General features: G+C 47.2%; 7 protein-coding genes. 2 read left to right on the forward strand and 5 right to left on the reverse strand.

Annotated features, from left to right (window positions below; genetic code table 11):
- Positions 1 to 34 precede the first annotated feature (34 nt).
- Positions 35 to 745, reverse strand: a complete 711-nt coding sequence (locus tag JGK20_RS13620) for an SNF2-related protein (RefSeq protein ID WP_293230815.1) — start codon at positions 743 to 745, stop codon at positions 35 to 37.
- Between the two features lie 426 nt (positions 746 to 1,171).
- Between JGK20_RS13620 and JGK20_RS13625 the strand changes: the two genes are divergently transcribed.
- Positions 1,172 to 1,951 (forward strand): ABC transporter ATP-binding protein, encoded by a 780-nt coding sequence (locus JGK20_RS13625; RefSeq protein ID WP_293181701.1) that lies wholly within the window; start codon positions 1,172 to 1,174, stop codon positions 1,949 to 1,951.
- A 60-nt stretch (positions 1,952 to 2,011) separates the two neighbouring features.
- A complete protein-coding gene (locus JGK20_RS13630; RefSeq protein WP_293181702.1) occupies positions 2,012 to 2,719 on the forward strand; it encodes an ABC transporter ATP-binding protein in 708 nt (235 codons plus the stop codon).
- 386 nt (positions 2,720 to 3,105) lie between these two features.
- Here the strand turns inward: JGK20_RS13630 and JGK20_RS13635 are convergent, their stop codons facing one another.
- The 4 genes from JGK20_RS13635 to JGK20_RS13650 all read right to left on the reverse strand — a co-directional run bounded on the left by JGK20_RS13635 (position 3,106) and on the right by JGK20_RS13650 (position 13,264).
- Positions 3,106 to 8,610, reverse strand: a complete 5,505-nt coding sequence (locus tag JGK20_RS13635; protein ID WP_293230818.1) for a response regulator — start codon at positions 8,608 to 8,610, stop codon at positions 3,106 to 3,108.
- Between the two features lie 524 nt (positions 8,611 to 9,134).
- The gene (locus JGK20_RS13640; protein WP_293230821.1) at positions 9,135 to 10,598 is read right to left on the reverse strand and encodes a hypothetical protein; all 1,464 of its coding nucleotides are present in this window, start codon (positions 10,596 to 10,598) and stop codon (positions 9,135 to 9,137) included.
- Between the two features lie 33 nt (positions 10,599 to 10,631).
- On the reverse strand, positions 10,632 to 11,924 hold the full coding sequence (locus JGK20_RS13645) for a glycosyltransferase family 39 protein (protein ID WP_293230824.1): 1,293 nt from the start codon (positions 11,922 to 11,924) through the stop codon (positions 10,632 to 10,634).
- 467 nt (positions 11,925 to 12,391) lie between these two features.
- Complete coding sequence (locus JGK20_RS13650) at positions 12,392 to 13,264, reverse strand: alpha/beta hydrolase (RefSeq protein WP_293181706.1); 873 nt, start codon at positions 13,262 to 13,264, stop codon at positions 12,392 to 12,394.
- Positions 13,265 to 13,295: the final 31 nt, after the last annotated feature.

Genomic DNA, 13,295 nt, shown 5'->3' on the forward strand with positions numbered 1-13,295 from the left:
CTCTACAGCAAGTACCTGGACGCGATCGGCAAATTCAGAGAGAAAGTCTTTCTAATTCTTGAAGCCACTGTTCCCGCAGGTATTGCGGTACAATTACCACTGCACGTCCCTGGGGTTCATCGAGGAGATACTGGCGCAGAATAGCACCTGCTTCGATTGTCTTTCCCAGTCCAACTTCATCAGCTAAAAGATAGCGTTGAATCGGGTCTTCGAGCACGCGGCGGACAACTTCAACTTGATGGGGATAAAGGTCAATATTGGCAGAAATCAGCCCTGTCATCCCGCGACTGACGGCGCCCTGTTGGATCAGACACCGGACAAAAGCTAAACGCCGATCGTGAAAGTAAGGCGTTTCCTGACCTTTCATCGCTAGAGTTTCGATGGGATCATCGATGGGTAGGTTGCAGCGAACGTAAATTTCCTGTTCGGCAACTAATGCTATCTTTTTATCGGGTAGATCGATGCGATACAGACTTTTATCTTCGTCCCAGTCAAAAATTCGACCAATTATCCATGTATCCTGGTTTTCTGGCTGGATGTAACATCGTGTCTGAGGCGGGAGTCGAACTCTAGAAAGCGAAGTTAAGGGTAAGATTTTTTCTAGGCGTTGCCCGATCGAGCAGAAGTATTCAACCGTTGCTGTAGAGTAGGATAGCTCGGTAACTTTTCCGATTCCTAAGTCGTTGTTTGGAGATTTTTCTGCGGAGAGGTTTTGCGATCGCACCAGCAAACCAAGCTTCATCATAATTCCGACCTCAACAATACCCCCTACTATAGTAGCCGATCGCCCGCGACCAAATATCAGTGTAATTTAATTTTCCACCCTTTTTGTCGTCGTTAAGCTGAAACCCAGTTATAAAGCTTAGCCTAAGACTTTATGTAACGCATTCCGAGGCCCTAATTTTTCCTTGTCGTAACGAGCATCCCACCACAGCCAAGCTGACGCACTTTAACAGATCAGATTTGGTATTATATAGAATCCGAACTCTCTTACCAATTTAATGTGAAGTTGCACATATCCCGATCCCCCTCGCATCCCCCGAATAGTCGGGGGACTTTGAGTAACTCTTGGCCCCCCCGACTATTCGGGGGGTTAGGGGGGATCAGATTCTATGCACCCTCATAAAAAATTGGTATCACAGCTTAACTAATATTAGGAAACACAACCAAAATGTCACTATTAGAAGCACAGCAACTGACAATGCGATTCGGCGGCTTGACTGCGGTAAATCAAGTCAGCTTAACCTTAGAAAAAGGATCGATCGCCAGTTTGATTGGCCCCAACGGTGCGGGTAAAACCACATTCTTTAATATGCTGACCGGCATCTACAAACCGAGTGCGGGCCAGTTGGTACTGGAAAATAAAAATATCACAGGTTTACCGCCCGATCGCCTGACAACTTTCGGGATTGCTAGAACTTTTCAAAATATCCGATTGTTCAACAACATGACTGTGTTGGATAATATTTTAGTAGGCAGACATTGCCGTTTAAAAGCTGGTTTGTTGGGTGCAATCCTCCGCCCTCCGACTGTGAATTCGGAGGAACGGGAAGCTAAAATAAAAGCGCTGACTATGCTAGATTTTGTCGGTTTAGGCGTGAAGAAAGCGCCGGAGTTGGCAAAAAACCTTTCCTACGGCGACCAGCGCAGATTGGAAATTGCGAGGGCTTTGGCATCTGACCCAAAAGTTTTGCTGTTGGACGAACCGACTGCGGGGATGAACCCGAATGAAACGGCCGATCTAACTCGGTTTATTTACCGGATTCGGGATGAGTTGGATTTGAGTATTTTGCTGATCGAACACGATATGAAAGTGGTGATGGGAATTAGCGATCGCGTGAGTGTAATGGAGTACGGTACTAAAATTGCTGAGGGAACTCCCGATGAAGTTCGCGCAGATCCTCGCGTGATTGAGGCTTATTTGGGAAAAGAAGAAGATGCCAACGGGTAATGGTAAATATGTCCGTGTTTTGATTAAAATCTATATAAAGATAGCCGACAAAGAGTAATTATGCTAGAAATTCAAGATATTCATACCTATTACGGAAATATTCACGCCCTCAAAGGAGTCTCATTAACGGTTAAGGAGGGAGAAGTTGTGACTTTAATTGGTAGCAACGGGGCGGGGAAAACTACCACTCTCCGCACGATTCAAGGATTGCTGCGCCCGCGCAGCGGCACTGTATTATTTGAGGGTAAGCCTTTGGAATCGCTGTCTACAGAGGCGATCGTCCGTTTGGGCATTTCTCAAAGCCCGGAAGGAAGGTTGATTTTTCCGCGGATGACGGTGCAAGAAAACCTGGAAATGGGTGCTTATCTACGCAACGATACTCTGGGTATCAAGTCGGATATGGAAAAAGCTTTAAATTTATTTCCCCGTTTGCGAGAAAGAATTAGTCAAAAAGGGGGCACTCTCAGCGGCGGGGAACAGCAAATGCTGGCGATCGCCCGCGCTTTGATGTCCCGCCCCCGTTTGCTATTGTTGGACGAACCGAGTATGGGTTTGGCGCCGATGTTAGTCAGTCAAATTTTTGCGATCGTCCGCGATATTAATGCTGAAGGTACAACTATTTTACTCGTGGAACAAAACGCTCGCATGGCTTTAAGTGTAGCCCACCGCGGCTATGTGATCCAAACTGGTGAGGTTGTAGTGGCTGGTAGTGCTAGCGATTTGCAGTCAAATGAAACTGTTCGCAAAGCCTATTTAGGTGAAAGTTAAATATGGGAATTGGGCATTGGGAATTGGGAATTGGGCATTGGTGATTGGTTATTGGTTAGGTGCATCTCAATTTTGTAAGGGCGAAGCATTCCGGCAGACAATTTATTAGCGATCGCCAGAGATTTACTGCCGGAATGCTTCGCCCCTACGAATATATTTGCAAAAAAGAGATGCACCCTATTGGTTATTGAAACTGGGAGCATCTCAGTTTTGCAAGAAGCATTTTTTATGGTAGTGCGAGCGTCCCCGCTCGCGTGCTTGTACAAGCACGCGAGCGGGGACGCTCGCACTGTAAATGCAAAACTGAGATGCTCCCTTGAAACTGACAACTAACAACTAACAACCAACAAATAACAACTAACAAATAACAACCAACAAATAACAAATTACCCCATTTGCGATCGCAAATTCCCCGTTTTCAATTCCGTCTCAAAAGCCGATCGCACCTTTTCCCACTCAGCTTCGGCTTCCAATAGGCGATCGCGCGCCGCCCTCGCATCAAAAACCTGTTCCCCTCCAGACTCAACCGCCACGCGGCCCATCAACTCCAACTCCTTGCATACTTCCGAAAAAGACACCGCTCCTAAATTGGCGCTGCTCGACTTCAGCGTGTGAGAAGCTAGCTTCAAACTGTCAGCGTCACCTAGAAAAATAGCTTCCTTAATTGTTTCTAAATGCTGCTGTGCGTCTAACAAATATATCTTAATCAACTCCCCCAAAAAATCCGGATCGTCCTCATCGTCTAGCTCGCGGAGATTGTGCAAAACCTCAAAATTAATCGGCGAATTTGCTGGCGGTTGAACGCTCGAATGTCTAGTAACATGACTGCCATTTTGATCGGAAATATCTGGATTTTTTGGTTCAGTAACGGCATTCAATTCATCCCGACGCAGAGGTTGGCACTTGCTGAGGGCGAGGGCCAACTCTTCCCGGCGCACGGGCTTAGTAATATAATCGTCCATACCCGCTTCCAGACACTTTTCGCGATCGCCCTGCATGGCATTAGCCGTCATCGCAATAATTCTCGGCTTCTTGTTAGCTGGCCATTCCGCACATATGCGGCGCGTCGTTTCCAAACCGTCCATCTCCGGCATCTGCACGTCCATCAGCACAACATCGTAAGATTGCCGCTTGCACGCCTCCAAAACCTCCAAGCCATTAGCCGCAATATCCGCCCGATATCCTATCCTGTCGAGCAAATGCGTAGCGACTTTTTGATTCACCACATTGTCCTCTGCCAGCAAAATCCGAATCTGATTAGCATTACTTGGATCGTGTGGGGCTGAATTGCTCGGAACCTGCCTCAAAACCGCAGGCGTCCGCTGCGCGCGGTGCTGTTCTTGAGAATTTTCAAAATACTTCAATCCCGAAGTCAAAGTCGCCACATTTGAAAGTTCTCCCTTGCTGCTTCTACCAGCAACATACCCAAAAACTTGCAGCAATACATTATAAAACTGGGACTGTTTTAGAGGCTTAGTTAAAAACGCCGAAAAATGTACTTCTGTAGTTTCAAGTTTTTTCCAAACTTCCGCCTTGCTCAAATAAGTAAACAGCACCAAAGGTAGCGTAACTTTGCGAGGGCTTTTAACTTTGATGACATTCGGATTTAGCGCGTCGCCATTAGATAAATTGCTCAGCTCAAATTTCCGAATCTCCACAGCCAAAGCCACACCGTCCATATCTGGTAGATTCATCGCCAAAATAGCCAAATCGATCGCCGAGTTTCCTTTGATGATTTCCAAAGCCTCAGCGCCTGAAGTTACAGCCACGGGTATCATGCCCCAAGCCTCAGCTTGCCGGATCAAAACTTGGCGGTTAATGGCATGATTCTCGGCAATTAACAAACGCTTCCCAACAGTAAATTCCGGTTTTTTTTCTTCAGCCGCGTTTTGATTAGCTTCAGCAATCACCGTGAAATAAAAAATCGAACCGGAACCCGATATCGACGGTGCAGAAAATCCCGCAGGTGGGATTCCTGCCGTACTTTGTCCGATCGCAGAAACAGCAGGTTGAGACTTGGAACTGCCCGGAGCTACCTGACTGACAACCCACATTTTACCGCCCATCATATCGCTCAAACGTTGGCTGATAGCCAATCCCAGCCCAGTCCCGCCGTAATGTCGCGTTGTCGAAGCGTCTACCTGCGAAAAAGCTTTAAACAGGCGATCGATCCGGTCTGGCGGAATGCCAATGCCCGTATCTTGGACACCAAATTGAATCTCGTACAGTCTCCTACCTGCCAACTTTCCCTGGTTAATTGCTAGCGGTTGCGGCTCTAGAATATTGCTAATTTCCGGCGAACTCTTAGCAGGTAATTGTTCAACTTTCCGAGCCGTACAGCAGACAACAATTTCTCCAGACTCGGTAAATTTAACTGCATTGCCCAGCAGATTTACTAAGATTTGGCGCAGCCTTGTGACATCTCCTAAAATGTTTTTCGGAACAGAATCATCAATAAAATAAGCCAACTCTAAACCTTTTTCCGACGCTCTAGGAGCTAGCAATTCCAGAGATTCTTCTATACAGTTTTGCAGATCGAAGGGGCTGCGTTCCAAATCCATTTTACCCGATTCAATCTTGGAAAAGTCGAGGATATCGTTAATAATAGTTAGCAAAGCATCGCCACTGGTGCGAATTGTCTCAACAAAATCCCGCTGTTCTGGAGTTAGTTGCATATCCAGCAGCAAACCCGTCATCCCGATTACCGCATTCATCGGAGTGCGGATTTCGTGACTCATAGTTGCTAAAAATTCGCTCTTAGCTCTGTTAGCTACTTCGGCCGCTTCTCGCGCTTGCTCCAAAGCTTCATTTTGCTCTGCTAACTGTCGCTGGCGCTGAACTTCCGTTTCTAAGAGTAGTGCTTGAGCTAAGGTAATTCCGACTTGAGCGGCAACATCTTCTAAGAGTTCAATTTCGTCGGGAGTCCACTGGCGAGTTGCATCGCACTGGTGCAAAGTAATAATGCCATTCGGTTCTCCTTGATAGGAAGTGCGAACCGCCAACATAGATTTTAATCCGATGCGGCGGCACATTGGTACGGAAGATTCGAGCAAAGGATCGGCAAACACGTCGGGAGATGCCAGGGCGATATCTTCTGCGAGTAGTTTTTCGGTGTAGGGGTTGTAAGTGACAGAAAGTTCTAAATCTAAAGCCGATTCGTGACCTGGTTCTAGGTATTCTGCGACGCAAGGAAGGTGCGGATAAGGTTGGGAAAGATAGGTGTGAATTGTGCAGCGATTGACGCCGAATACGCGGCCGATTTGGGTGGCGGTAGTCTGAAAAATTTCTTGAGTGTCTAAGGTCGATCGCACTTTTTGAGTAATTTGTTTGAGCAGCAAGACGCGCTGGTACTGTCGCTGCAAAGTTCGCTCTCGCTCTTCCCTGGCAATTTCCGCCCCGATGTAATTGCCCATCAGCTTTAAAATTTCAAAATTCAGCGGTTTTAAAGGAGATTTAGGGGTGCGGGAAGTAAAGCTCAAGGTGCCAAAAACTCGCCCTTGAACTATTACCCTGGTGCCGACAAAAGCCTCCAACCTCCGCACGGCGTAAGCGGGATGCTGCTTCCACTGAGTAGTGCCGGCTGATTCGATCGAAATAGGTTCGATCGATCGCAAAACCTCTCGCTCGAAGGTTCTGCTTAAAGAAAAACCGTCTCCTTTAGCAAATCCGAAGGGAAAATCTTGCGGTACATAAGCCGCGAGCACTTCGTAGCGATCGCCCAAAACCCTGCCCAACAGCCCGATATCCATCCCAAACTGACTGCAACCCATTGCCAGCAACCGGGTCGTTCGCTCGTCAAAAGAGCCGGACGAGCCTACCATTACCTCGTAGAGCGATCGAATTGCCCGCTCGCTTTCCCGCAGTTCCTCAACTCCTTCAACGCGGTTGCAGACATCGTGCAAAGTCCCTAAAATTCCCAGTATTTCACCTTGGGAATTCAGCCGGACTTGGGCAAATATTTCAACTGAAACAAAGCCTGAATCAATCTGAATTCCCAATTCGTTTTTGCCAGATTCCAACTTGTATTTAAATCGCAGTTCTCGCCGATAAAATGGTGAATTACCAGACAGCAAAGACTCCAATAAATTTTCACAATGCGAGCGCTCATCTGGATGCACCCAATCTAAAAAATTAGTTGTCAAACTTTCAGCCACCGAAAAACCCGTTATTTCAGTCCAAGCACGGTTGAGAAATGTCCAAATCCCCGCCGCATCCATCTGGAAAATTACTGTTGCTTTCAAAGCATCAAATACTTGGAATTCCTCGACGCCATCGGAGTTTTTGAGTTCTAACTGCTGGTTTGGAGTAATATCTGTATGAGTTCCGACTACCCGCAGCGGTTTGCCCGTAGCGCTACGCAAAACTTGACCTCGGTTCAGCACCCAGACAGTGCTGCCGTCTTTGCAGTACATTCGATATTCGGCTGCAAAATCCGCTGTTTTTTGTGCGAAGTGATCTTCTAAAGCTGCCTTTACTCCGTCAATGTCGTCTCGGTGGATGCGACTCCACCATTCCGATCGCCGATTCGAGATTTCCCCTTCTTTGTAGCCGAGCATTTCTTGCCATCGCGCCGAATAAAAAAACTCATCTGTTTCGAGATTCCAATCCCAAATCCCCTGATTGTTGACGGTAGCGGGGAGATTTGGGGGCTGCGCGACGCTACTGTTTTGAGCAATTTCTGCATCTGGGTAGGGATTGGCTGCCGGAATTTGTATTTGGGCCAAGAGTTTTTTGTACTGCGCGTTGCTAGATTCTAGCTGGCGCTGCAAAGCGAGCAAGCCTGAATGCAGAGATTTTGAGTCCAGTGCTTGTAACAGGATAGTTTGAGGATTGACAATCCCGATCGGGTGATTGCTGTCGTTGATGACTAATAGAGGTAACTGGCAGTAGTGTTTTCGCAGCAGGGCGATGGCTGCTTCGAGGGTAGAGTGCGATCGTACCAGGGCTGGCGAACTGCTGCAAATCGCTCCTGCTTTAATTCTGCTAGAGTCTCTCCCCGTGGCTTGCAACTGCACGATGTCCCGCGAACTTACCACCCCAACCAGTTTGTGGAGGTTGGGATTTGTAAATTTGGCATTTTGAGCTGCACCATTCGAGTTTGGTTCCGGGGTTTCAGTGATTAATACATAGCTAACATTGTGTCGGAACATCAGTTGCGCCAAATAGCGAACTGAAGCAGTAGCCGGAGCGTGAATAATTCGCGACGCTGCGATTTGAGGGATTTGATCGAGTTTAATTAAATTTGCGGGGATCTCTAATTTCGGATGTAAAATTGGCAGTGGCGGAGGAAATGGCAAGGGCGAAGCAGGTGGCGAAGGGCTGCTAATGGGTTGTGGCGATTCCCCAATTTCCTGCAACAGTTGTACCAAGCTTTGAGAGCTAATTAAACCGACAAGTTCTTCAGCGTCGTTGACGACTGGTAAATGCCCGATCAGATGTTTGTCCAGCAGATTGGCTAAGGCAAAAAAGTCGGGAATTTCCGATTCTCGGGCTACAGTTACGGTTCTGATCATGATTTGCTCGATCGCAAATCCCCTCAAAGCAGCGCCGATCGAATTTAGCTGTACGACATCTCGCGCTGTAAAAATCCCCAGCACCATCTGGCCACCGGTATCGTCGGCTTTTGAGCCGTTGAGGCCGTTGAGACTGAGCCTGTTAGCACCTGCGTGTAGCGCACGCGGTAGGCCTTTGTAGAAACCTAACTGTTCCCGCGACTGCGGGGAAGTCCCGTTGGTGGGATTTCCCAGTTGAAAATTTCCGCGCGGTTCTACCACAAGGACGTAACTGGCTCCTGTGCTGCTCATCAGCTCGATCGCCTCTTCTACGGGCGTCCCAGGGGTGACGGTGAGGGGATGGCGGTTAATGACCTGACTGAGAGAGGGAATAAACATCAGCGGGCATAAGAGTGATATTTGTTGGAAAAACCCGATCGTCGCAAGCAGCAGGTTGATTGAGAGGCTTTGCGCGCGAGGTTACCTGTGCGCGATCAAAGTTTCTGTAAGATTAAAATCACCCCTACTATCAGCATCTTGGCATTAAAAATTAATTCCGTGCCAAATCCTGACAATTGACGGGCGCTGAAAGTCAGAACCAATGCTATCTAGCAGAGGGCGGACATGAAGACTGGCCGGCAATTCCTCGCCTAACCTAACTACTGCGGGTTTACGAGCAAGAATTTCTGCGATGTCTAGACTTCGGCTACCTTCTCGCGCTCAAGGGAATTCTCGATCGGATTCTGTTGGAGGCAAGATACTTACACGCTACCAATTTACCAGCGACAGGAGGGGAATCACAACACGATTTAGATATTTCAACTGTCTAATTAAGGGTTCGAGGGTTCGAGGGCACAAAATAAATAATTGCGATCGTAACTAATTCTATCTTATCCCAATTCTGAACTCCGAGAATTTGACATTCAATTCGGGCGATCCTCTTCGAGGGCTGCGCTAACGAACTTGATGAGAATAGCACTGTTCCCCGGCACCAAAAAAGTCGCCTTACCACCCTTCAGGGTCAAGCTGCTAACAACCTCATCCATTGACTTCAAACTAAACTCCCGCACCGTCCCATTACCAGCTTCGATTAAAGCTGAAATATCGGCACGAACAGTATAAGATTTTGCTCGATCGTTGACAGCCAGCAAGTAAACATTCTTACTAGAATCGAGAGTTGCAACTGCCATTAAATCGGAACTATTAGCGATCGGAAAAAAGCTAGCCCTACCCCCTTGCAAAGCCCGAATTCCCATCCGCAAAGCATAGTAGCTCGCGCGCCGTTTTCCCCCGTCCCCCAGCAAACCTTCCGCCAGTGCCGGCTTTCCCCAGTCGTACAAACAGAATATGTGACTCCCGTAAATATAATTATCCCCCGGTTGGGAACCTCGGATCAAATTTTTAATCAAACTTAAAGCTAAAGGGAAATCGTTATAGCTAATTTGATAACTTCCCCATTCTCCCACCCAAACCTCCGAGTTAGCACGGACTGTCCCCTTCATCCAGCCGCGCACTTTGCGGGTGTAGTTAGAAATATCTGCATCGTAATTGTGGAAGTTGACAGTATCGAAATAATTAGGAATTTCTCGCAAAGCCTCAGCAGGCCAAATGCTGCCACCTACGCTTGTCGGGCTGTGGATGCGGTAAGCGCGCCCAGGCAAATAACTTTTGTAAACAAAGTCGATCGCATCTTTGGTCACTTTCACCAACTCAAAATAGTCAGCCATAGTTCCACCCCAACCCTGTATGCGGTAGTCCGGTTCGTTGTGAATTTCCCAATCATCAACGCGGTAATCGTTGCGTACATTCAACCAATAAACCGTAGCAAACACGTGTTCCCACCACTCGTTCCAATCTTCTTTAGTTCGGGGCGGATTTAATTGCAGCGCCCAAGACGGATTCCAGCTACTGTCCACATTACGAATACTCACAACCGGGCGAATCTTAGCCTGTTTGAGAGCATTAAAAATAGTCCTAGCATTGCCTTCCCAAACTTTACCACGTTCTCCCGACCACGAATAATCGCTACCCCGGGGCGGATCGGTCATAATTTTATCCCAATGCGCCCAATTAATAATATTTGGATTTGCCTTAATTTGGGAGATTTCCGGCCAGCCGTATTTACCGTCATCGTCTTCCGGTTCCCATCGAGACATCCCGCCGTAAATGCGGTATGTATTAATTCCCAAATCTTGCAAATCTTTGAGATCAAAGTTAATGTTGCCCTCGACTGCACCGATGTAGCGAGTGCTGACACCCGCAGCAGTACCGGAGAATTTAATTGTTGCGATGTTTTGAGCAAAAGTTGTCGTTGGGCCAAACAACTCTAGGCCGATGGCAATTAAAAAGGCGAGGGTGAAATTCCGAATTAGAGTTTTTGATAACACTGGGTTAATAACTAATGGCTAACCGCCTAAGACCTACTGACTAATTAACTTTAACCTACGCTGAAGTTCCCCCGCCGCCGTGGCGATTACGATCGCCAAAATCGGGTGCAGTGGCTCGCTGTGGCGAACTTCTGCATAAGTGAGCGCATGGATCAAAGTAAAATAGCCGCAGACTGCCAGCAGTGGCAAAAACTCCCGCCAGCGATGCCGCAAAACTATCATGCCCAAAGCCGCAAATACAGGCAAAATTCGCGACGCTAAAATGCCGACAATCCGTTGCGGCGAAAAGAATTTCCGCATTGCCTGCACATTAAACATAGCGTGATGAGGCCAGTCACTTATAGGGTTTCCCAACCACAAATAAACTGCCTTTTGCAAACAATACCAGAGATAGACAGCCGGCTCGCAGAGTATTGAAGCGATCGCCCGTTTGGTAAAATAGCGATCGCCCTCAATGGTAAAAACATCGTGTCCGCCATTCCGAGCCGGATTGAGTTCTTCCTGCCAAATTTTAGTGATATGGCGTTTTGGCAGTTGTTCGTAGGCAAAATGATAAAACTCTGGACTTCCTTGCCACAGCAGCCCCGTAGAAACACTGTAAATCAAAAAAGTCTTGTGAGTTCGATAATTGTGGTAAGTCCAAGGTGTGGTAATGATGATAATTGCGCCCAAATAAGCAAGAAACAAAGCAATCTTGCGCTTAAAAGACCATTGGCGCGGCATCAATAGTGGGACAATTACCGGAAACAACATCGCTGTCGGCCGACAAAGATTCGTAATTGCCAACAACCCACCTGCTAATGAAAAATTTTGCCACTCCGGCTGTTCCAATGCTCGCAGCAAGCCCAGTATTGTTAAAATCATTAAAGGCGCGTATAAAATCTCTGTTTGCAGCAGCCTGACATGAAGAATCAGGGAGGGATGTAGCGCAATTAATCCAGCGGCGACTAAGGAACTTTGAGGGCCAGTAAAACGCCGTGCCAGGATAAAAGTTAGGGGTATGATTGTCGCCCCCAAAAAAGCTTGTACGTAGACTACAGATGCGGGAGAACGACCGAAAATTACATAACATCCAGCTACAAAAAAGGGATACACTGGTGTCCTGCCCGGCCAATCAAAAAATTTACCCTCTAGCAAAGAGTGTCCCAAATACTCGTAACCTGGTTCATCGCCTGTGAGACGGGCGGGGGTATCGGGGAGAGTTTGGTTGGTGCGCCACGCCAAATAGAGCCGGAATGCTAGTCCCAGCAGCGTCAGAAAAATCAGCGCCAAGACAATTATGCGGTCATTTCTTTGCTGCTGCGTTGCCAAGATATCTCGTGTCATCAAAGCTGACTGCGAAAATTTGATTGGTTTCCTCTCAATTTTTTAGGTTGGGAATGTCAAAAATTATATCGTTTTAGATACATTTTTTTCGAGAATTGATATTTTTCACGCCATGTCCGATTATTCCAGCGGACGATCGCATTTTGAGAATCTTGGGTGCAAGTAGATCTTTGGGCCAATCCATGCTGCAAGCTTTCCGTGTCGCAAAAGCTAACGCGCTCCGGGCGATTGTTCCCCACTCCTATCAGACGCCACAGAGTTGAGTAGAGAGTTGACAGCGGCTCTTGAGAGTCAATCGATTTTAGATTTTAGATTTTAGATTTTAGAGGCGACCCCACGGATAAATTCGGGGGAAGAGAGGATTTTCGATTTTCGATTTGGGATTGATGCTTGTCAAGAGTTGACACAAAGTTATTGATAATATTTCCCTATAATTGATATTCAAATGCGATCGCCCGCAACACCAATTAAATGAACTTACTCGCCAAAAAATCTCTGATGTACCGATTGACTAACTGCGGCTGTTCCTGATGCACCCAGTGGCTGCAATTGGGAACGTAATGAATCTGAAAATCCCGCACGTAATCTGCGGTTCCGTAGGTTAACTCTTTGCCGAGGGCCCGATCATTTTCGCCCCAAATCATCAACGTCGGAACTTCGAGGATCTCTCTATGCGGGCGATCGACAAATCCGCGAGCAATATTGCGGTAATAATTGATAGTAGCAGTCAGAGCCCCCGGTTTAGCTGCCGCATCTTTGTAAGCTTGGATATCGGAGGGGGTAAAGCTGCTTTTGTCAACTGCCATGCCTTGCAAAGCGCGATCGATCGCCCGATAGTCGCCCAACTTAATTAAAAATTCCGGCAAAAATGGCAACTGAAACAAAAAGATGTACCAACTTTTCAGCAATTGTTGGCGAGTTCGCAACCCTTCAGCAAACTTTGCCGGATGCGGTATATTCATCACAATTAATTTATCCACCATCTCAGGATAAGCATAAGCAAAACTCCAGGCGATCGCGCCTCCCCAGTCGTGGGCAACTAAGACGCAGCTTTTGTATCCAAAGCCTTGAATAATTCCCTTGATATCTTGTACAAATTCTGCCATCATATAAGCAGATTTATCCTTAGGTTTGTCGCTGTCATTGTAACCCCTGAGATCCACAGCAACAACTTTACGATCTGATGCAAATTCCGGGATTTGATGGCGCCAAGAATACCAAAACTCAGGAAATCCGTGCAGCATCAGCATCAGCGGCCCAGAACCTTGAGTGACACAGTGCAGTTTGATGCCGTTTGTAGCGATAAATTCGTGTTTCCAAGCAGCTTCTAGCACAGACATAAATTTTCACTCTAGATGTAAACTTATACTA

Source organism: Microcoleus sp. PH2017_05_CCC_O_A (assembly GCF_020738785.1).
GTDB lineage: Bacteria > Cyanobacteriota > Cyanobacteriia > Cyanobacteriales > Microcoleaceae > Microcoleus.

Bases quoted from the DNA above. Each gene is read 5' to 3' on its own strand.
- JGK20_RS13635 (WP_293230818.1), bottom strand. From the start codon at position 8,610: ATGTTTATTCCCTCTCTCAGTCAGGTCATTAACCGCCATCCCCTCACC.
- JGK20_RS13650 (WP_293181706.1), bottom strand. From the start codon at position 13,264: ATGTCTGTGCTAGAAGCTGCTTGGAAACACGAATTTATCGCTACAAAC.
- JGK20_RS13645 (WP_293230824.1), bottom strand. From the start codon at position 11,924: ATGACACGAGATATCTTGGCAACGCAGCAGCAAAGAAATGACCGCATA.
- JGK20_RS13630 (WP_293181702.1), top strand. From the start codon at position 2,012: ATGCTAGAAATTCAAGATATTCATACCTATTACGGAAATATTCACGCC.
- JGK20_RS13625 (WP_293181701.1), top strand. From the start codon at position 1,172: ATGTCACTATTAGAAGCACAGCAACTGACAATGCGATTCGGCGGCTTG.
- JGK20_RS13620 (WP_293230815.1), bottom strand. From the start codon at position 745: ATGATGAAGCTTGGTTTGCTGGTGCGATCGCAAAACCTCTCCGCAGAA.